19 protein-coding genes are annotated in these 20,442 nt (G+C 69.7%); 11 read left to right on the forward strand and 8 right to left on the reverse strand.

The window, feature by feature from the left end; all coding sequences use genetic code 11:
- Together Amac_RS34255 and Amac_RS34260 are read left to right on the forward strand one after the other, a co-directional pair.
- Complete coding sequence (locus tag Amac_RS34255) at positions 1-729, forward strand: class I SAM-dependent methyltransferase (protein WP_155358571.1); 729 nt, start codon at positions 1-3, stop codon at positions 727-729.
- A complete protein-coding gene (locus Amac_RS34260; protein ID WP_155358572.1) occupies positions 726-1,787 on the forward strand; it encodes a prenyltransferase in 1,062 nt (353 codons plus the stop codon). Before Amac_RS34255 ends, Amac_RS34260 begins: the two co-directional genes overlap by 4 nt.
- Here the strand turns inward: Amac_RS34260 and Amac_RS34265 are convergent.
- On the reverse strand, positions 1,784-2,431 hold the full coding sequence (locus tag Amac_RS34265; protein ID WP_155358573.1) for a phosphonatase-like hydrolase: 648 nt from the start codon (positions 2,429-2,431) through the stop codon (positions 1,784-1,786). The genes Amac_RS34260 and Amac_RS34265 overlap by 4 nt on opposite strands.
- Positions 2,428-3,180, reverse strand: coding sequence for a GntR family transcriptional regulator (locus Amac_RS34270; RefSeq protein WP_155358574.1), 753 nt, complete (start codon positions 3,178-3,180; stop codon positions 2,428-2,430). Before Amac_RS34270 ends, Amac_RS34265 begins: the two co-directional genes overlap by 4 nt.
- A 132-nt stretch (positions 3,181-3,312) precedes the next feature.
- On the opposite strand from Amac_RS34270, the gene Amac_RS34275 reads away from it, so the two are divergent.
- The 4 genes from Amac_RS34275 to phnE all read left to right on the forward strand — a co-directional run bounded on the left by Amac_RS34275 (position 3,313) and on the right by phnE (position 6,415).
- The gene (locus Amac_RS34275) at positions 3,313-4,428 is read left to right on the forward strand and encodes a TIGR03364 family FAD-dependent oxidoreductase (protein WP_155358575.1); all 1,116 of its coding nucleotides are present in this window, start codon (positions 3,313-3,315) and stop codon (positions 4,426-4,428) included.
- A gap of 105 nt (positions 4,429-4,533) precedes the next feature.
- Positions 4,534-4,923, forward strand: coding sequence for a phosphate/phosphite/phosphonate ABC transporter substrate-binding protein (locus Amac_RS34280; RefSeq protein WP_281356378.1), 390 nt, complete (start codon positions 4,534-4,536; stop codon positions 4,921-4,923).
- Positions 4,924-4,925: 2 nt separating this feature from the next.
- Positions 4,926-5,636, forward strand: a complete 711-nt coding sequence (locus Amac_RS34285) for a phosphonate ABC transporter ATP-binding protein (RefSeq protein WP_155358577.1) — start codon at positions 4,926-4,928, stop codon at positions 5,634-5,636.
- 35 nt (positions 5,637-5,671) lie between these two features.
- On the forward strand, positions 5,672-6,415 hold the full coding sequence (phnE, locus tag Amac_RS34290) for a phosphonate ABC transporter, permease protein PhnE (RefSeq protein WP_218041458.1): 744 nt from the start codon (positions 5,672-5,674) through the stop codon (positions 6,413-6,415).
- On the opposite strand, the gene Amac_RS34295 is transcribed toward phnE, so the two are convergent.
- Positions 6,408-7,031, reverse strand: coding sequence for a class I SAM-dependent methyltransferase (locus Amac_RS34295; RefSeq protein ID WP_155358623.1), 624 nt, complete (start codon positions 7,029-7,031; stop codon positions 6,408-6,410). The two genes, phnE and Amac_RS34295, sit on opposite strands and share 8 nt — an antisense overlap.
- A 66-nt stretch (positions 7,032-7,097) precedes the next feature.
- Between Amac_RS34295 and Amac_RS34300 the strand changes: the two genes are divergently transcribed.
- The 3 genes from Amac_RS34300 to Amac_RS34310 are packed head-to-tail and all read left to right on the forward strand — an operon-like array spanning position 7,098 to position 8,870.
- Entirely contained in the window at positions 7,098-7,550 is a 453-nt protein-coding gene (locus Amac_RS34300) for a pyridoxamine 5'-phosphate oxidase family protein (protein ID WP_155358579.1), read from the forward strand.
- A gap of 10 nt (positions 7,551-7,560) precedes the next feature.
- Complete coding sequence (locus Amac_RS34305; RefSeq protein ID WP_155358580.1) at positions 7,561-7,755, forward strand: ferredoxin; 195 nt, start codon at positions 7,561-7,563, stop codon at positions 7,753-7,755.
- Between the two features lie 29 nt (positions 7,756-7,784).
- Positions 7,785-8,870, forward strand: coding sequence for a Zn-dependent alcohol dehydrogenase (locus Amac_RS34310; RefSeq protein ID WP_155358581.1), 1,086 nt, complete (start codon positions 7,785-7,787; stop codon positions 8,868-8,870).
- Between the two features lie 69 nt (positions 8,871-8,939).
- Here the strand turns inward: Amac_RS34310 and Amac_RS34315 are convergent, their stop codons facing one another.
- The 5 genes from Amac_RS34315 to Amac_RS34335 all read right to left on the reverse strand — a co-directional run bounded on the left by Amac_RS34315 (position 8,940) and on the right by Amac_RS34335 (position 15,017).
- Positions 8,940-9,944, reverse strand: a complete 1,005-nt coding sequence (locus Amac_RS34315; protein ID WP_155345254.1) for a sugar phosphate isomerase/epimerase family protein — start codon at positions 9,942-9,944, stop codon at positions 8,940-8,942.
- Positions 9,945-10,089: 145 nt separating this feature from the next.
- Positions 10,090-11,256: a Gfo/Idh/MocA family protein gene (locus tag Amac_RS34320; RefSeq protein ID WP_246268910.1), complete on the reverse strand. Its 1,167-nt coding sequence runs from the start codon at positions 11,254-11,256 to the stop codon at positions 10,090-10,092.
- Positions 11,253-12,317: a substrate-binding domain-containing protein gene (locus Amac_RS34325; protein WP_155358582.1), complete on the reverse strand. Its 1,065-nt coding sequence runs from the start codon at positions 12,315-12,317 to the stop codon at positions 11,253-11,255. Before Amac_RS34325 ends, Amac_RS34320 begins: the two co-directional genes overlap by 4 nt.
- Before the next feature lie 81 nt (positions 12,318-12,398).
- Complete coding sequence (locus Amac_RS34330; RefSeq protein WP_155358583.1) at positions 12,399-13,451, reverse strand: ABC transporter permease; 1,053 nt, start codon at positions 13,449-13,451, stop codon at positions 12,399-12,401.
- 33 nt (positions 13,452-13,484) lie between these two features.
- Positions 13,485-15,017, reverse strand: coding sequence for a sugar ABC transporter ATP-binding protein (locus tag Amac_RS34335; RefSeq protein WP_155358584.1), 1,533 nt, complete (start codon positions 15,015-15,017; stop codon positions 13,485-13,487).
- Positions 15,018-15,133: 116 nt separating this feature from the next.
- Here Amac_RS34335 and Amac_RS34340 point away from each other — a divergent pair, with 116 nt between their 5' ends.
- Positions 15,134-16,303, forward strand: coding sequence for an ROK family protein (locus Amac_RS34340; RefSeq protein WP_155358625.1), 1,170 nt, complete (start codon positions 15,134-15,136; stop codon positions 16,301-16,303).
- 167 nt (positions 16,304-16,470) lie between these two features.
- Positions 16,471-20,433 carry a ThuA domain-containing protein gene (locus Amac_RS56610; protein ID WP_174900258.1) on the forward strand — a complete coding sequence of 1,321 codons (3,963 nt, stop codon included), beginning with the start codon at positions 16,471-16,473 and terminating at the stop codon, positions 20,431-20,433.
- Positions 20,434-20,442: the final 9 nt, after the last annotated feature.

Genomic DNA, 20,442 nt, shown 5'->3' on the forward strand with positions numbered 1-20,442 from the left:
ATATGGAGGAATCACGTGCTGACCGTCGACTTCGACAAGCTGCCGGTGGGGCCGGGAGATCGTGTCCTGGACCTGGGCGCGGGCGGCGGCAGGCACGCCTTCGAAGTGCTGCGCCGGGGGGCCGACGTGGTGGCGTTCGACCAGGACGCGGGCGAGATGGAGAGCGTGGCCGCGATGTTCGCCGCCATGGACAAGGAAGGCGAGATCCCGGCCGGCGCGCGCGCGGAGACCGTGGTCGGGGACGCGCTGGACATGCCGTTCCCGGACGCGTACTTCGATCAGGTGATCGCCTCGGAGGTGCTGGAGCACATTCCGGATGACCTGGCGGCGATGCGGGAGATCGTCCGGGTGCTGAAGCCGGGCGGGCGGGTGGCGGTGACTGTGCCGAGCTTCCTGCCGGAGCGGGTGTGCTGGGCGCTGTCGGAGGACTACCACACCGCCCCCGGGGGACATATCCGGATTTATACGTTGGCTGAGTTGCGGGCGAAGTTGAAGTCGTCCGGGCTTGAGGTCGGGGGGCATCATCACGCGCACGGGCTGCACACGCCGTACTGGTGGCTCAAGTGCGCGGTCGGGGTGAACGATGATCAGCATCCGCTGGCGAAGGCGTACCACGAGTTGCTGGTGTGGGACATCATGAAGCGGCCCGCGGTGACCCGGATCGCGGAGGCCGTGCTCAATCCGCTGATCGGTAAGAGTGTGGTGGTCTACGGCCGGAAACCCGCATGATCCCGGCCGTACCCGGCGTGATCAGCGCTGAGCAGGTGCGGCGGACGGCGGAGAGCATCGCGGCCGTCCAGGACGCCGACGGCGGCATCCCGTGGCCTGAAGGCCACGTGGACGCCTGGAATCACGTGGAATGCCTGATGGCGCTCACCGTCGCGGGCCTGCGGGCCCCGGCCAGGAAAGGCTTCGACTGGCTGGTACGGCACCAGCGCCCGGACGGCTCGTGGCCGATGAAACTCCGCGACGGGGTCGCCCTGGAGGCGGGCGGCGAGTCCAACCACGCCGCGTACGTGGCGGTCGGGGTCTGGCACGACCTGCTGGTGACCGGCGACGAGACGTTCGCGCGCACGATGTGGCCGGTGGTCGCCGGCGCGCTGGATTTCGTGGTCGGCTTACAGACCCGCCGCGGCGAAATCGTCTGGGAACGCGACATACACGGAAATCCTGCGCCATACGCGTTGCTGACCGGTTGTTCGTCGGTCTACCAGGGCCTGCGCTGCGGCGTCGCCCTGGCCGAACGGCTGGACGACCCGCGCCCCGAATGGGAACTGGCCGCCGACCACCTCGGCCACGTCCTGCGCGAACACCCCGAAGCCTTCACCGACAAAAGCCGATTTTCCATGGACTGGTATTACCCCGTGCTCGGCGGCGCGGTCCGCGGCTCCCAGGCCCATCAGCGCATCGACGACGAATGGGGCGTCTTCGTGGCGCCCGGCCTGGGCATCCTCTGCGTCTCCGACCAGCCGTGGGTGACGGGCGCGGAGTCCTGCGAACTCGTGCTGGCCCTGGACGCCCTCGGCGACCGCGACCGAGCCCTGGAACTCTTCGCCGACATGCAGCACTTACGCCACGACGACGGCTCCTACTGGACCGGCTGGCAATTCGTCAACGAGAAGCACTTCCCCCACGAACGTTCGGCGTACACGGCCGCGGCGGTCATCCTCGCCGCCGACGCCCTCTCGAACTCCACTGGCGGCGCCTCCATCTTCCGCAACGCGGGCCAGCACGCCGCCGACCGCGCCCCCACCGGCTGCGGCTGCCAGCAGGTGGCCAGCCTCTAAGCGAGGAGATCGGGAATACCCGCCACGCTCGGCAGCAGATGCGTGTGCGGAGCCCCGGCCAGGGTGGCGGCGTCCTGCCCGCCGGTGAGCACGCCGACGACGATTCCCGCCCCCGCGTTGCTCCCAGCCTCAAGATCCCGCGTCGTGTCCCCCGCCGTCAGGACCCGCCGCACATCGTGCACCCCGGTGGCCTCCATCGCCCGGAAGATCATGTACGGCGCCGGGCGCCCGGCCGGAACATCGTCCACGCAGATGACGGCATCAAGCACATCCTTATCCCAGCCGACGGACGCCAGCAGCCCTTCCGTGACATCCCTATCGAAACCAGTCGTCAACGCGACTTTGATCCCATCAGCCCGAAGACTCGCGATCGCTTCGGGCACACCGGGCAGCGGACTCGGCGGACGTTCGGCGTAGAGGGCGTCCAGGCGTGCCCGGAAGTCCGCATAAACCGTCTCCACTTGCTCGCCGGAACCGAGCAGAGCGGCGATGGCCTCCCGCTTGTCGGCCCCCATCCAGCGTTCGATGTCCGCCGGCGCGGGATCGCCACCGGCGGCACGCACGGCCTCGGCCAGCGCGACGTAGACGGAGCCGTGCTCCTCGATGGTGGTGCCGGCGATGTCGAGGACGACGAGTTCGATCATGAGACGAGTCCTTGGGTGCGCAGCAGGGCGGGGCGAGCCGCCTGCTGGGAGTTCTCGATGGTGAAGGAGACGATGTCGGGGCGGTAACGGTCGTCGGAGTATTCGAGGGGTTCACCGGCGGTCGTGGAGGTGTGGCGTCGCTCGCGCAGCAGGGCCGCGCCCGGCGGGATCTCCAGGAGCTCCGAGTCGGTCGCGTCGGCGTTGACGGCGTCGAAGACGTGCCGGCCGCGGGCCAGGTCGACGCCCTGACCGCTGAGGAAGGCGAAGATCGAGCCCGAGTCGCAGTCATGGTCGAAGAGCAGGCGGCCCACCGACCAGATGAACGTGGTGCGCTCGATCATGGCGGGGGTCCCGTCGAGGGAACGCAGGCGGAGCAGCTCGACCACCGGTTCGCCCTCCGAGACGCGCAGGGCCTCGGCAGCCTCGGGGGACGCGGGGCGTCTGGCGATCTCCAGAGTGCGCTGGCCCGGGGTGCGGCCCAGATCGTGCGCCCAGCGGGAGAAGGAGAGGAATGTCTCGAAGGGCTGGGTTACCGCTTGTGAGCGGACCACCGGGGGTTTGCCCTGCCCGCCGCCGATGATGCCTTCCGCGCGCAGGGCGGCGAGCGCTTGCCGTACCGGGCCTCGGGAGGCGCCCCACTGCTCGCACAGCTGGGACTCCGACGGGAGCGCCGCGCCGACCGGGAGGCGACCCGAGGCGATCTGGTGGCGGATCTCGGCGGCGATGCGCTCGTACAGGGGCCGGTCCATGTCACTTGACATTACAGGTGGCCAGGTCATGCCCGGAAGGTATCCGCGCGGGGTGACAGGCAGGGAAACATGCAGTGACATATGCCCACGCTGTGTTGACGATGCCGCGGGCAGCACCGCACCGTACTTGTCATGATAAGTTCTCTCGGCTCGGCCGATCTGGTGGTCGTCGGGGCGGGGATCGTGGGGCTCGCGCACGCGGTGGACGCCGTCGCGCGCGGGCTCTCGGTCGCCGTCGTGGAGCGTGACGGCCACGCGACCGGCGCCTCGGTGCGCAACTTCGGGCACGGCTGCGTCACCGCGCAGTCCGGCGAGGCCCTGGAGTACGCGCTGGACGCCAGGACCGCCTGGCTCAAGCTGGCGAAGGAGGCCGGATTCTGGCTGCGCGACACCGGAACCGTCCTCATCGCCAGGGCCGAGGACGAACTGGCCGTACTGGCGGAGTTCCAGGCCGAGCGCGGCGACCAGGTCGTACTCCTGAGCCGGGACGAGGTGACCGCCCGGGTGCCCGCCGGACCCGGCGTCGCCGGTGGCGCGTGGTTCCCGCTGGATCTGCGCGTGGACGCCCGCGAGGCGGCGCACGCCCTCGCCTCCTGGCTGGCCGCCCAGGGCGTGCGCTTCCACTGGAACACGACCGTGCACACGATCGAACCCGGCCTGATCGGCACCAGCCGGGGCCGGATCACCGCCGGGAAGACGGTGGTCGCGGTCGGCCACGACGTCGACCGGCACTTCCCCGGCCTGGCCGAGGACAACGGCGTGCGCCGGTGCGCCCTGCACATGCTCCGCGTCGCCGACCCGCACCGGCGCGAGATCGACCCGGCCGTGCTGACCGGATTCTCGATGTTGCGCTACGACGGCTTCGCGGCCTGCCCGAGCCTGCCCGCCGTCCAGGCCAGGCTCACGGCCGAGAGTTCACCGCTGGTCGAGATCGGGATGAACCTCATGTTCACCCAGCGGCCGGACGGCGATCTCACCATCGGGGACACCCACGCCTACGCCACCACGCTCGACCCGTTCAACGCCGACGAACTCGACCGGCACATCCTCGCCGAGACCGCCCGGCTGCTCGGCGTCCCCCGCCTGACCGTGCGCGAACGCTGGCGCGGCGTCTACGCCGCCGCAGAACGCCCCTTCCTCAACGCCTCCCCGATGCCCGGCGTCCGCGTGGTCGCGGTCACCTCCGGCATCGGCATGACCACGGCGCTCGGCCTGGCCCCGCGCGTCCTGGACGACCTTCTCGAGTAGGAGCCCTGACATGAACACCCGACGACTCATCGCCGCCGCGGCGCTCACCTTGTTCGCCGCCGCCTGTGGCGGAACCGACGATACGGCCACCGGCGCGAGCGCCACCTGCCCCAACGGCAAGATCCGCTTCGGCGTGGAGCCGTACGAGGATCCGGCCAAACGCTCGCCAACGGCAAGGTGGAGGCGGCCGAGATCAACAGCCAGCAGCTGGCGAGCGCGCAGGCCGAGGGCAGCTTCGACGCCTCCAAGTTCCGGCAGATCTGGACCTCCGACCCGATCCCGAACGACCCGATCACCGTCTCCGGCAAGCTCGACCAGGCCTTCCGCGACGCCGTCGCCCAAGCGCTGCTCAAGCTCAAGCCCGCCGACATCGAGAAGGTCGGCGCCTTCCTGGACGTGACCCCGCCGGGGCCGATGATCGCGGTCACCAGCGAGACGTACCAGCCGCTCTTCGACCTGGCCACCGCGCTCGGCCTGACCGAGAAGGACGTGTAACCATGTCCGAGGCCGCACTCGTGATCAGAGGACTGCGCAAGTCCTACTCCGGCCGCCAGGTCCTCGACTCGCTCGACCTGGACGTGCGTTCGGGGGAGCTGGTGGCGCTGCTGGGCGCCAACGGATGCGGCAAATCGACCGCGCTGCGCTGCGCCGTCGGCCTCGAAACCCCCGACGGCGGCACGGTACGGGTGGACGGCCGCCCGGCGATGGTCTTCCAGCAGATCCATCTGGTACGGCGCCGCAGCGCGATCGACAACGTCTGCGCCGGGGCGCTCGGGCGGCTGCCCCTGCGCCGTTCGCTGACGCCCGCCCTGTTCCCCCGGGAGCTGCGCGAGGAGGCGATGGCCTGCCTGGACCGGGTCGGCCTGGCGGACCGGGCCGCCGAGCGGGCCGGGCGGCTGTCCGGCGGCCAGCAGCAGCGGGTGGCGATCGCGCGGGCGCTCTGCCAGCGGGCCAACGTGGTGCTGGCCGACGAGCCGGTCTCGGCCCTGGACCCGTCCGCGGCGGAGCAGGTCGTCGCCCTGCTGGCCGACCTGGCCCACCAGCGCGGCCTCGCGGTCGGGGCGGTCCTGCACCAGCCCGCCCTGGCCAGGCGGCACGCGGACCGCATCGTCGGCATGGTGGCGGGGCGGGTCGTGCTCGACTCCCCCGCCGTCGCGGTCGGCGACGCCGACGTGGACGCGCTCTACCTGCCCGCGGTCACGCGATGAAACCGCCGCGCCGGAAAGGACCTTCGGCGCTCGCAGTGGGCGTGACCGTCGTGGTGGTCGTCGCGCACGTGCTGGCCTGGCGGGCGACCGAGTTCTCGCCCGCCGCGCTGGTCCGCGGCTGGGAGGGCATGGCCGACTTCCTCGGCCAGGCGTTCCCGCCCGATCTGTCGTGGCGGGTGCTTGGGCCGAGCCTGGACGCGGCCCTGGTGACGCTCTACATCGGCCTGCTCGGCACCACGCTCTCGGTTCCGTTCGCGCTCGGCCTGGCCTTGCTGGCGGCCAGGACGACGACCCCGGGCCGCTGGACCTACCAGGCCGCGCGCTCGCTCCTGTCGTTCCTGCGCGCGGTCCCCGACGTGGTGTTCGCGCTGATCTTCGTCACCGCCGTGGGCCTCGGGCCGTTCGCCGGCGTGCTCGCGCTGATCTTCCACAACACCGGCGTGATGGGGAAGTTGTGGGCGGAGGCGATGGAGGAGATCGACCTGGGCCCACGCGACGCGCTCCGCGTCAGCGGCGCCTCCGGGATCCAGACCGCCGCGCACGCGGTGCTCCCGGCCGTCGTCCCCCAGTTCGTCGGCCTGCTGCTCTACCGTTTCGACGTCAATGTGCGCGCGTCGCTCGTGCTCGGCCTGGTCGGGGCGGGCGGCATCGGCTTCCTGATCAACCAGTCGATCAAGCTGTTCCGGTTCGACGAGATGGCGACTCACATCCTCGTCGTCCTGGTGCTGGTCGTCGCCGTGGACCAGCTGTCCGCGTTCGTACGGCGCGGGCTCACCTGACCACACGTTCCAGCGCGCGCAGCGACCCCTCGATCCGGACCTCGACGAAGTCCCCCGAGCTCAGCGCACGCTGGTAGACCCGGTAAGGCGCCTGCCCCCCATCATCCGGGTTCGGATAGATGTCATGAAATATCAGGACACCGCCGGGCAGGACGTGCGGGGACCAGCCCTCGTAGTCGCGGGTGACCGGATCGTCCGAATGGCCGCCGTCGATGAACAGGAGGGCCAGCGGCGTGTTCCAGTATCGGGACACGGTCGCGGACGCCCCGACGACGGCGATCACCTGATCCTCCAGCCCGGCGGCGGCGATCGCCTGGCGGAAGAAGGGAAGGGAGTCCATCTTCCCGACACGCGGATCCATCAGCGCCGGATCATGATGAGCCCACCCGGGCTGGATCTCCTCAGAACCCCGATGGTGATCGACGGTGAACAGCACGGAACCCGCCAACCGGGCCGCCGCGCCCAGGTAGATGGCCGACTTCCCGCAGTACGTACCGATCTCACAGAGCGGACCCAGCGGAGCGTAGGCACAGCCGATCTCGAACAGAGCCTGGCCTTCGGCGGAAGGCATGAAACCCTTGGCGTGTTCGGCCGCGAAGCGGAGGTCCGGGGGCATTACGGTCACCGGGGAACACTACCGGACCCCTTGTCGGCAGTTCTGGAACGTGTTCTACTTTGCTGCGTGAACCAGCGTGCTCGGATCGCGATGGGCGAGGAAGAGATCGCGGCGCTGCTGCGGGACTCCCGGAAACTGCAACTCGCCACGATCAACCCGGACGGCACTCCGCACCTCGTCACCATGTTCTACGGCCTGACCGACGGACGGCTGACCTTCTGGACCTACCACAAAGCCCAGAAGACGAAGAACATCCAGCGCGACGCGCGAGTCACCTGCCTGATCGAGACAGGCGAGGACTACTTCGAACTGAGAGGCGCCCTCGTCTACGGCAAGGCGGAACTCATCGACGATCCCCAGGAGATCCTGGCCGTCGGCATGGACGTCACCCGCCGCATGACCGGCCTCACCGACGTGGCCCAACTCCGGGAGTACGTCGAGCACACCGCCCGCAAACGGGTGGCATTCATCGTGGAACCAACCCGCGTAGTCTCCTGGGATCACCGCAAACTCGCTTGAGGGAGACGTCATGAAGGTAATCGTCGACTACGAGGTCTGCGAGGCGAACGCGATCTGCGCGGGCCTGGCCCCGGAGGTGTTCGACGTGGACGACGACGACAACCTGCACGTCCTGCTGCCGAACCCGCCCGCCGAGGTCCTGGACCGAGTACGGCACGCGGTGCGTTCGTGCCCCAAGGCAGCCCTCACCCTGGACGAAGACTAATCCGGGGACTAATCCACTCAGGAGGTTCCATGCGCGGCGCACTGCTGCACGCGGTCGGCGACGACAAGCTCGACATCCGCGACGACCTCGCGCTGGCGCCGGTCGGCCCCGCCGACGTGCGGGTCCGGATCCGGGCCACCGGGGTCTGCCATTCCGACCTGTCGGCGATGTCGGGCGTGCTCCCGATGCCGCTGCCGCTGATCCCCGGCCACGAGGGCGCGGGCGAGGTGCTGGAGGTCGGCGACCACGTCACCACGGTCGCCCCCGGCGACCACGTCATCATCAACTGGACCCCCGCCTGCGGCACCTGCCCCAGCTGCGTGCGCGGCCAGCCGTTCCTGTGCATGACGTACGTCCTGCGGAGTTTCTCCCACTCCGGATTCCGCTTCGACGGCGACAAGCAGGCTTTCGGCATGGCCGGCTGCGGCACCTGGGCCGAGGAGATCGTGGTCCCCTGGCAAGGCGCGATCAAGGTCGACCCGGAGGTTCCGTACGAGGCGGCGGCCTTGATCGGCTGCGGCATCACCACCGGCGTCGGCGCCGTCCTCAACACCGCCAAGGTCAGACCCGGCTCAACGGTGGCCGTGGTCGGCTGCGGCGGCGTCGGCCTGTCGGTGATCCAGGGCGCCCGCCTCTCCGGCGCGACCACGATCCTGGCCATCGACCCCCTGGAGTCCAAACACGACCTGGCCAAGAAGGTCGGCGCCACCCACGCCTGCACCCCCGACCAGCTGATGGACACGATCGCCACACTCACCGGCGGCCAGGGCTTCGACTACGGCTTCGAGGTCGTCGGCAAGTCCCAGGCCATCATGACCGCCTGGCAGGCCACCCGCCGCGGCGGCGACGTGATCGTGGTCGGCGCCGGCGCGATGGACGACACGGTCCCCCTGACCGCCTTCAGCCTGCTCTTCGAGGGCAAGAACCTACTCAGCTCCCTGTACGGCGGCTCCGACGTCCGCCGCGACTTCCCATTCCTCGCAGGCCTCTACAAAGCCGGCAAACTCGACCTGGACAGCATGATCAGCTCCAGAATCCGCCTCACCGACCTCAACGACGCCGTGGCCAACCTCAAGAGCGGCGAAGTCCTCCGCCAGATCGTCGTCATCGACTGACTGGTAGGTACGGCCTGCGTCCCTGACCTGAGGCGCAGGCCGTACCCGTCTATGGGATCACAAAAGTGGTCACTCCGACGAGAAGGCGGCGTCGAAGGACGCCGTCGGCGGGGTGATCCGGTTGAGGCGGGTGATGTAGCCGAGGGCCTCGGGGGCGCCCTCCAGCCGGTCCATGCCCGCGTCCTCCCACTCGATCGAGATCGGGCCGTCGTAGCCGATCGCGTTGAGCGCGCGGAAGCAGTCCTCCCAGGGCACGTCGCCGTGGCCGGTCGAGACGAAGTCCCAGCCGCGGCGCAGGTCCGCCCAGGGCAGGTGCGAGGCGAGGCGGCCGCGGCGGCCGTCGGGGGTGCGGACCTTGGCGTCCTTGCAGTCGACGTGGTAGATCCGGTCGGCGAAGTCGAGGATGAAGTTCGCCGGGTCCAGGCCCTGCCAGACCATGTGCGAGGGGTCCCAGTTGAGGCCGAACGACGCGCGGTGGCCGATGGCCTCCAGCGTCTTCACGGTCGTGTAGTAGTCGTAGGCGATCTCGCTGGGGTGCACCTCGTGCGCGAACCGCACGCCTTCGGCTTCAAAGACGTCCAGGATCGGGTTGAACCGGTCGGCGAAGTCCTGGTAGCCCGCCTCGATCATCGCCGCCGAGGCCGGCGGGAACATCGCGAGGGTGTGCCAGATCGACGAGCCGGTGAACCCGACCACGGTGGAGACGCCCAGCTTGGCCGCCGCGCGGGCGGTGTTCTTGAGCTCCTCGGCGGCGTTGCGGCGCACCGTCTCGGCGTCGTCGGACCACAGGCGCCCGGGCAGGATGCCCTTGTGCCGCTCGTCGATCGGGCTGTCGCAGACGGCCTGGCCGACGAGGTGGTTGGAGATGGTCCAGACCTTGAGGTTGTGCTTGTCCAGGGTCTCCAGCTTGCGGGTGACATAGTCGGGCTCGGCGAGCGCCCGGTCGACCTCGAAGTGGTCGCCCCAGCAGGCGATCTCCAGGCCGTCGTACCCCCACTCGGCCGCCAGCCGGCACACCTCGTCGAAGGGCAGATCGGCCCACTGGCCGGTGAACAGAGTGATCGGTCGCGTCATCCCACTTCTCCTTTGCGATGAAGGGTCGAGCCTGCCGCCCGGTCAGGTCGGGTGGCACCCGCCCGTTTCCGCGCTTCGGCGCAGCGTGGAATCGGACGCCCTGACCAGGACGCGTTCCGGGCGGCAGGCAAGCGGTCCCCCGAGCTCAAATGGCGGTCCATCTGCTCTCTTCTGCCGCGCTGCGCTCGACCGCCGCGAGCACGCGCTGCACCTGCAGGCCATCCTCGAAGGACGGCGTCGGGTCGTACCCGCCCGCGATCGCCTCCAGGAAGTCCTTGATCTCATTGGTGAAAGTGTTCTCGTAGCCGAGGCCGTGGCCGGGCGGCCAGTAGGCTCCCGCGTAGGGATGCCCGCCCTCGGTCACCAGGACACGCCGGAAGCCGCCCTCTTCGGGCGCGAGCGCGTGGTCGTGGAACCACAGCTCGTTCATCTCCTCGAAGTCGAAGGCGATGCTCCCGAGCGAGCCGTTGACCTCGATGCGCAGCGCGTTCTTGCGGCCGGTGGCGAACCGGGTGGCCTCGAAGGAGGCCACCGCCCCGCCCGCGAACCTGCCGGTGAACAGCGCGGCGTCGTCGACCGTGACCGGTCCGGTGGCCGCCCCGCTGCCCGCCGCGGAGAGCCCGGCCGAGTCGTCGGCCAGCGGGCGCTCCTTGATGAACGTCTCGGTGAGGGCCGAGACGCCGGTCAGCAGGTCGCCCAGGATGAACTGGGCGGTGTCCACGATGTGCGCGCCGATGTCGCCCAGCGCGCCGGACCCGGCCTTGTCCTTCTGCAGCCGCCAGACCAGCGGGAACTGCGGATCGACGATCCAGTCCTGCAGGTACTGGGCCCGGACGTGCCGGATCTGGCCGAGCCGCCCCTCGGCCACCAGCTGGCGGGCCAGCGCGATGGCCGGCACCCGCCGGTAGTTGAAGGCGACCATGCTGCGCACGCCCCGGGCTGCGGCGGCCCGGGCCGCGGCGGCCATCGCCTCGGCCTCCTCCACGGTGTTGGCGAGGGGTTTCTCGCAGAGCACGTGCTTGCCGGCCTCCAGCGCGGCGATGGCGATCTCGGCGTGCGAGTCGCCCGGCGTGCAGATGTCGACCACCTGCACGTCGTCGCGCTTGACCAGCTCCTTCCAGTCCGTCTCGACGGCGGCCCAGCCGAGGGACTCGGCCGCTTCCGCTGTCCGGCCGGCCGATCGGCCGGACAGCACCGCCATGGACGGCGAGAGGGGCAGGTCGAAGAAGGCTCCGACGCTGCGCCAGGCCTGGGAGTGCACGCGTCCCATGAACGCGTACCCCACCATGCCGACCCCGATTGGCTGCTTCACGACTCGAAGCCCAGCGGCAGGTACTGGTCCACGTTCTCCTTGGTGATGGTCTCGGAGGCCAGCGTGATGGACTGCGGGACCTGGTTCTCCAGCAGGTCGCTCATGCCCTTGCCCTGGGCGATCAGGCGGGCCAGCTTGATCGCCGAGGAGGCCATCGTGGGGCTGTAGGTGACCGTGGCCTCAAGGACGCTGGAGCCGGCCTGGATGTCCCGCATGGCGTTGGCGGAACCGGCGCCGCCGACCATGAAGAACTCGCTGCGGTTGGCCTCCTTGATGGCGGCCAGCACGCCGATGCCCTGGTCGTCGTCGTGGTTCCAGATGGCGTCGATCTTCTTGTGCGCCTGCAGCAGGTTGCTCGCCACCTCGGTGCCGGACTCCACCGTGAACTGCGCGTCCTGCTTGGCGGTCACGCTGAAGCCGTAGGACTTGAGCGCGTCCTCGAAGCCCTTGCTGCGGTCCTGGGTGAGCGGCAGGGTGGCGATGCCCTGGATCTCCAGGATGACCGGGTTGCTGGTGCCCGCGTCCTTGAGCTTCTTGCCGATGTAGTGGCCGGCCGCCACGCCCATGCCGTAGTTGTCGCCGCCGATCCAGGTCCGGTAGGACAGCTTGTCGGGGAAGATGCGGTCCAGGTTGACGACCGGGATGCCGGCGTCGGTGGCCTGCCGGGCCACCTGGTTGAGCTGCTGGCCGTCGTTCGGCAGCATGACGATGACGTTGACCTTCTGCTGGATCAGCGACTCGACGGCGGAGATCTGCTGGTTGATGTCGTTGGTCGGCTCGACCGGCTTGAACTCGACATCGCTGTACTGCTTGGCCGCGGCCTCGGCGTTCTTGGCGATGGCCGCGATCCAGCCGTGGTCGGCGGCGGGGGCCGAGAAGCCGATGACGACCTTGGTGCCGGGGGCGTCGTTGCCGCCGGTGGGGGCGGGCGCGGCGGCCGTGGGGGCGGCGGCGCTTGCCGCCGGGGCCGGCTCGTTGCTGGTGCACGCCGCCGCGAGGGCGCCGACGCCGATGACCGCTCCGCCGACGAGGAATCCGCGGCGACCCGGGTTCTGGGCCATGGTGTTCTCCCTTTTGTTATTAATCAGGCAGTGAGGAACCGGGGCCACGGGTGGATCCCTAGGCCCGTTGATGGCGGGGTGCTAAGTCGCTGTCTGCAGGCTGCGTCGCTGCAGGAGCACGGCGACGACGATGATCAGGCCTTTCGCGATGAGCTGGTCGCTGGTGTTGAGTCCGTTCAGGATGAACAGGTTCGTGATCACGGTGAAGATCAGCAGGCCGAGGATGGAGCCGATGATCGTGCCGCGGCCGCCGGTCAGGAGCGTGCCGCCGATGATGACGGCGGCGATCGCGTCCAGCTCGTAGAGGTCGCCGTGGGTGGAGGAGCCGGTGGTCGTGCGGGCCATGATGATCACTGCCGCGATGCCGCAGCACAGGCCGGACAGGGCGTAGAGCAGCATCGTGTGGCGGCGGACGTCGATACCGGCCAGCCGGGCCGCCTCCGGGTTGCCGCCCACCGCGTACGTCCGGCGGCCGAAGGTGGTGCGGTTGAGGATGAGCCAGCCGATGATGACGACCACGGCGAAGATGTAGACCAGTAGCGGCAGGCCGAGCACCCGGGTGGTGGACAGTTCGACCAGGGCGCTGTTGTCCTGGCTGACCAGCTGGGTGCGCCGCTCGGACATGCGCTGGGCCAGGCCGCGGGCGGCCACCAGCATGGCCAGGGTGGCGATGAAGGGCACCATCCGGCCGTACGAGATGAGGAAGCCGTTCACGAGCCCGGCGCCGGTGCCGACCAGGATGGCGCAGATGGCCATCACGACGGGACCGTACGCCTGGGTGGCCAGCGTGGTCGCCCACACCGAGGCCAGCGCCATGACCGCGCCCACCGACAGGTCGATGCCACCGCCGATGATGACGAAGGTGCTGCCGACGGTGATGACGCCGATGGTGGAGGCCAGGGCCAGCAGGCTGACCATGTTGGACGTGGTGGCGAACGTGTCCGGGGCGGTGATGAGGCCGACGGCGGCCAGCAGGGCCAGCGCGATCAAGAGGCCGAGATGGCGGGCTTCACCGATCCTGCCCAGGGCCAGGCGCCCGTTCCCCGGCCCTGAAGGCGCGACGGCGGCCGCCTCCACCCGCGCCTGTTCATCGGCCTCCGGCGCGGAGACTTTCTGCGGATTCACCTCGGTCATCGGACGAACTCCTGAGGTCGGAAGTAAGCGATATCAGCCATGGGACGGGGTCGCGTCCATGACGAGGTCGAGGACGTGGTGCTCGTCGAGCTCGGTGGCGGGGGCCTCGTGGATGATCCGGCCGTCCCTGACGACCAGCACCCGGTCGGCCAGGCCGAGCACCTCGGGCACCTCGCTGGAGATGAGCAGGACCCCGACGCCTTCGTCGGCCAGCCTTCTGACCAGCGCGTAGAGCTCGGCGCGGGCGCCCACGTCGACGCCTCTGGTGGGCTCGTCCAGCAGCAGCAGCTTGCGCCCCTCGACCAGCCAGCGGCCGAGCACCGCCTTCTGCTGGTTGCCGCCGGAGAGCGTCTTGATCGGGCGGTTGGGGTCGGGCGGGCGGATGTCGAGCGCCTTGACCAGGCGTTCGGCCTCGTCGCTCTCCTGTTTGCGGTTGAGCCAGCCGAACCGCGAGTAGCGGCCCAGGCTGGCCAGCGTGATGTTGCGCGCCACGCTCTGGTCCAGGAGCAGGCCCTGAGCTTTACGCTCTTCCGGGGCCAGGCCCATGCCGATGCGGACCGAGTTGGCGGTGTCGCCGAGTTTGACCTGCTTGCCGTTGAGCAGCACCGTGCCGGTGGCCCGGCGGGCGCCGTACACGGCTTCCATGATCTCCGAGCGGCCGGAGCCGACCAGACCGGCCAGGCCGACGATCTCCCCGGCCCGTACGGTGAACGACACGCCCGACACCACGCCGGGAACCGTGAGGTTCTCGACCCGGAGCACCTCGTCCCCGAAGCCGCCGGTCGGGCGGGGCGGGAAGACGTACTCCACGTTGCGGCCGGTCATCAGGGAGACCACGGTGGCGGTCGGCGTGGTACGGGCGGGCAGGCCGACCGCCACGGTTCTGCCGTCCTTCAGCACGGTGACCCGGTCGCCGATCTCCCGGATCTCCTCGAGACGGTGCGAGATGTAGACCACCGCGACGCCCTGACCGGTGAGCTCCCGGATGATCCGGAACAGGTTCATCACCTCGTCGTGGGCCAGCGCCGCCGACGGTTCGTCCATGACGATCAGGCGTGCCTCGTGGGAGAGGGCGCGCGCCATGCTGACGACCTGCTTGCCGGCGGGCGACAGGCGGCCCACTTCGGTGCTGGGACGGATCTCGCCATGGCCGAGCCTGGCGAGCAGTTCGCGGGTGGCGGCGAACATCTCGCCGCGCCGGGTGAAGCCGAAGGTGGCCTGCTCGTGGCCGAGGAAAATGTTCTCCGCGACGCTGAGGCCGTCGACCAGGTCGAGCTCCTGGTAGATGGTGGCGATGCCCTGTCGCATGGCGGCGGTGGGGTTGGCCAGCCGCACGGGCTGGCCGTCGAGGAGCACCTCGCCGCTGTCCGGCTGGTGCGCTCCGGCGAGGACCTTGATGAGGGTTGACTTGCCCGCGCCGTTCTGGCCGAGGAGGCAGTGCACCTCGCCGGCCCGGACGTCGAGGTCGACGCCGTCCAGGGCGCGAACTCCGGGGAACTGCTTGACGATCCCGCGCATCAGTAGCAGCGAGGGGTTATCCGTCTGTTCCCGGCTTATGTCTTCCATATTTCCGGATGCTAGAGAGGACTTATGCTGACGGTCAAGCAAAAGTCGATGGCATGATGTCATAATGAGATCTGGAATCATCGACTAGGCGAGAGGAGGCGAGGTTGACACAGGGGATGCTGAGCGAGCCGACCGGTTCTGTCACCGGCGCGGGAGCGTTGCTCTCGATCCTTCGGGACGGCCAGGCCCGGACCAGGGCCGAGCTCGTGCAGCTGACAGGGCTGGCCCGATCCACGGTCTCGCAGCGCCTGGACGCGCTGCTGACGCACCAGTGGATCGTGCCCGCGACGGACGCGATCTCCTCCGGGGGGCGGCCCGCGACCGCCTTCGCCTTCAACCAGGGGGCCCGGGTGGTGGCGGCGGCCGATCTGGGGGCCACTCATGCCCGCGTCGCGGTGACCGATCTCGCTTCCAACGTGCTGGTCGAGCGGACCGCCGACCTGCCGATCGACCGCGGCCCCGAGATGACGCTCGGCTGGCTGGTCGACACGCTCAAGGAGCTGCTGGTCGAGACCGGCGGGCAGCTGTGCGGGGTCGGCGTGGGGCTGCCGGGGCCGGTCGAGCACATCAGCGGACGGCCGGTGAACCCGCCGATAATGCCGGGCTGGGATGGCTTCCCCGTGCCCGAGTGGCTGGGCTCACGGCTGGGCGCGCCGGTTCTGGTAGACAACGATGTCAACATCATGGCGCTGGGCGAGCACTGGGCCGCCCGGCCCGAGGTCGAGCATCTGGTCTTCGTGAAGATCGGCACCGGCATCGGCTGCGGGATCATCTCCGAACGGCGGCTGCATCGCGGCGCGCAGGGGGCCGCGGGCGACATCGGGCACATCCGGGTCACCTCGGCCGCCGAGGTGATCTGCCGGTGCGGGAACGCGGGCTGCCTGGAGGCGGTCGCGGGCGGGGCCTCCATCGCCTCGCAGCTGCGCAACGCCGGGATCCACGCCGAGAACAGCCGGGACGTGGTTGGCCTGGTCCGGGCGGGGAACACCCAGGCCGTGCAGTTCATCCGGCAGGCCGGGCGGGAGATCGGCGACGTGCTGGCCTCCATCGTGAACTTCTTCAACCCGTCGGTGATAGTGATCGGCGGCGACATCGCGGAGGCGGGCGAGCACGTGCTGGCCGGGGTCCGCGAGGTCATCTACAGCCGATCGCTGCCGCTGGCCACCCAGCATCTGAGCATCAGGGCCACCGAGCTGGGCGACCGGGCGGGAGTGATCGGTGCGGCGGTCATGGTCATCGAGGCGGTGCTCGCGCCGGAGGCGGTAGATCTCGTCGTCAATAGCTGAGAGCGCTCTCTGACCTGAGCTAACAGGCCCTTGACGCATCGGCAACATAGTCGCAACAATGTGGGCGAACGCCTTCATCCTGGCCGCCGTGGCACGTTTGGCCTGGTTAAGAGAGCGCTCCCTCATTGGCGCGTTCGGCGCACGCGTCCCGTTCCGGAAGGATCGTCGTGCGCCCATTGCCCCGCCTGTTATCCCGCTTACTGTTATCCCTGTCACTCATCGTGGCCGGGATCACCGTCGCCTCACCCCCCGCGTTCGCCGCTCCCGACTTCACCGTCCTGGTCTTCTCCAAGACCGCCGGCTTCCGGCACAGCTCCATCGGCCCCGGCATCACCGCGATCCAGCAGCTCGGCACCGCCAACAACTTCGCGGTCGAGGCCACCGAGGACGCGGCCCAGTTCACCGACGCCAACCTGGCCAGGTTCAAGGCCGTCATCTGGCTGTCCACCACCGGTGACGTGCTCAACGCCACCCAGCAGGCCGCCTTCGAGCGCTACATCGAGGCCGGCGGCGGCTACGTCGGCGTCCACGCCGCCTCCGACACCGAATACGACTGGCCCTGGTACGGCCAGCTCGTCGGCGCCTACTTCGCCTCCCACCCCGCCCCCCAGCAGGCCACGGTGAAGGTCGCCGACCGCTTCCACCCGTCCACCGCGCACCTGCCGCAGCGCTGGAGCCGGTTCGACGAGTGGTACAACTACCAGGCCAACCCGCGCGGCAAGGTGCACGTGCTGGCCACCCTGGACGAGACCACCTACACCGGCGGCGGCAACGGCTTCGATCACCCGATCGCCTGGTGCCACAACTACGACGGCGGGCGCTCCTGGTACACCGGCGGCGGCCACACCGACGAGTCCTACGCCGAGGCCAACTTCCGGCAGCACCTGCTCGGCGGCATCCAGACCGCGGCGGGCTTCGTGGCCGGCGAGTGCGGCGGCACCGTCACCAGCAACTTCCAGCAGGTCGCGCTGGCCAAGGGCGTCGACGAGGTGGGCGAGCCGATGAGCCTGACCGTGCTGCCCGACGGCGCGGTCTTCCACACCGCCCGCAACGGCACGGTCCGCTACACCGACAACGCCGGCAACACCAAGGTCGCCGGGACCCTCGCCGTCTACAGCCACGACGAGGAGGGCCTGCAGGGCATCGCGGCCGACCCCGGCTACGCCACCAACCGGTGGATCTACCTGTTCTACGCCCCGCCGTTGAGCACGCCGGGCGGTGACGCGCCCAGCACCGGGACCGCCGCCGACTTCGCGCCGTTCAACGGGGTCAACCGCCTGTCCCGGTTCACCGTACGGGCCGACAACACGATCGACCCCGCCAGCGAGCGGACCGTGCTCGACGTGCCCACCAGCCGCGGCATGTGCTGCCACGTCGGCGGCGACATCGACTTCGACTCGGCGGGCAACCTCTACCTGTCCACCGGCGACGACACCAACCCGTTCGACTCGGCCGGATACGCGCCGATCGACGAGCGGGCCGGCCGGAACCCGGCCTACGACGCGCAGCGCTCCTCGGCCAACAGCAACGACCTGCGCGGCAAGGTGCTGCGGATCAAGCCGACCGCGTCCGGGAGCCCGGCCTACACGATCCCGCCGGGCAACATGTTCGCGCCGGGGACCGCGCAGACCCGGCCCGAGATCTACGCGATGGGCTTCCGCAACCCGTTCCGGATGAGCGTCGACAAGGGCACCGGGATCGTCTACCTGGGCGACTACGGGCCTGACGCGGGCACCGCCGACCCGAACCGGGGTCCGGCCGGGCAGGTGGAGTTCGCGCGGATCACCCAGCCGGGGTTCTATGGCTGGCCGTACTGCTCGAGCTTCAACGACGCGTACAACGAGTACACCTTCCCGTCCGGTCCTTCCGGCGCCAAGTACAACTGCGCGGGCGGGCCGACCAACAACTCCCCCAACAACTCCGGCATCACCACGCTGCCGCCGTCGCAGCGCGGCTGGATCCCCTACACCGGCTCCACCCCGCCCGAGTTCGGCGGCGGCGGCCTGTCGCCGATGGGCGGCCCGGTCTACCGCTACGACCCGGCCTCGACCTCGCCGATCGCGTTCCCGCGCTACTACGACGGCACCTTCTTCGCCGGTGAGTTCGGCCGCCGGTGGATCAAGAACGTGGTCGTGGACAGCGCCGGCGCGCCGCTCGCGATCAACCCGTTCCCGTGGACGGGCACCCAGGTCATGGACATGGAGTTCGGCAAGAACGGCGCGCTCTACGTGCTGGACTACGGCACCGGGTGGTTCAACGGCGACGCCAACTCCGGCCTCTACCGGATCGAGTACGCCCGCAACGGCCAGGCCCCCGCGCCGGTCGTGACCGCCAACCGGACCTCCGGGCTCGCGCCGCTCGCGGTGACGTTCTCCTCGGCCGGCACGGTCGACCCCGACGGCGACCCGATCACCTACGCGTGGGACTTCGACGGCAATGGCTCCACCGATTCGACGGCGGCCAACCCGTCCTTCACGTACACCACGAACGGCACCTACAGCGCGACGCTGACCGCGCGGGACAGCACCGGGAAGACCGGCACGGCCAGCGTGGTCATCACGGTCGGCAACGACGCGCCGACGGTGACCATCCAGGCGCCGCTGGACGGCCGGGTGTTCTCCTTCGGCGACGCCATCCCGTTCCAGGTGACCGTGACCGACCCGCAGGACGGCACGATCAACTGCGCCCGGGTGAAGGTCAGCTACATCCTCGGCCACGACTCGCACGGGCACCCGGTGACCAGCGCCAACGGCTGCACCGGCACCCTGCAGACCACCGCCGACGGCGAGCACGACACGGCGGCCAACATCTTCGGTGTAATCGACGCCGAATACACCGACAACGGGGGCGGCGGCCAGGGCGCGCTCACCACGCACGCGCAGGCCATCATCCAGCCGAAGATCCGGCAGGCCGAGCACTTCGGCGCGATGAGCGGCGTGCAGATCAGCGCGCCGGCCTCGGCCAACGGCGGCAGGGCGGTCGGGTTCATCGAGAACAACGACTGGATCTCGTTCAAGCCGTACAACCTGACCGGGGTGACCTCGTTCACCGCGCGGGTCGGCGCCCCGACGGCGGGCAACACGCTGGAGTTCCGGGTCGGCTCGCCGACCGGCCAGCTGGTCGGCTCGGCGACGGTTCCGGCCACCGGCGGGTACGCGGTCTTCCAGAACGTGACCGGCACGATCACCCCACCGGCGGGCACCCAGGAACTGTTCCTGGTCTTCAAGGGCACCGGCTCCGGCCTGTACGACATCGACGAGTTCACCTTCAACACCGGCCCCGTCGTGTCGCCCTCGCCCTCACCTTCGCCTTCCCCCTCCCCGTCACCGTCTCCCCCGACCGGCACCAACCTGGCCCTGAACAAGCCGGTGACGGTCACCAGCACCGAGGCCGCCTACGTCGGCTCCAACGCGGTCGACGGCTCCGCCACCACCCGCTGGGCCAGCGCCTTCAGCGACCCGCAGTCGATCACGGTCGACCTCGGCCAGTCCTACAGCATCAACCGGGTCCGCCTGAACTGGGAGACCGCCTACGGCTCCGCCTACCAGATCCAGACCTCGACCGACGGCACCACGTTCAGCACGATCAAGACGGTCACCGGCGAGAACGGCGGCATCGACGACCACACCGGCCTGACCGGAACGGCGAGATACGTCCGCATCCTCGGCACCACCCGCGCCACCGCGTGGGGCTACTCCCTCTGGGAGTTCGAGGTGTACGGCTCCGGCGGCCCGCCCGCTCCCACCAACGTGGCCCTGAACAAGCCCGCCGTCGCCTCCAGCGTCGAAAGCGCCGAGTTCCCGGCCGCCAACGCGGTGGACGCCTCGGCCACCACCCGCTGGTCCAGCGCCTTCTCGGACCCGCAGTGGATCCAGGTGGACCTGGGCCAGACCTACACCATCAGCAGGGTACGGCTGAGCTGGGAGGCGGCCTACGGCTCGGCCTACCAGATCCAGACCTCCCCCAACGGCACGACCTGGTCGACCATCAAGACGGTCACCGGTGAGAACGGCGGCGTCGACGACCACACCGGCTTGTCGAACTCCGCGAGATACGTCCGCATCAACGGCACCGCCAGAGGCACGGCCTGGGGCTACTCCCTCTTCGCCTTCGAGGTCTATGGCAGCTAACCAATGACG

Source organism: Acrocarpospora macrocephala, from assembly GCF_009687865.1.
Taxonomy (GTDB): Bacteria; Actinomycetota; Actinomycetes; order Streptosporangiales; family Streptosporangiaceae; genus Acrocarpospora; species Acrocarpospora macrocephala.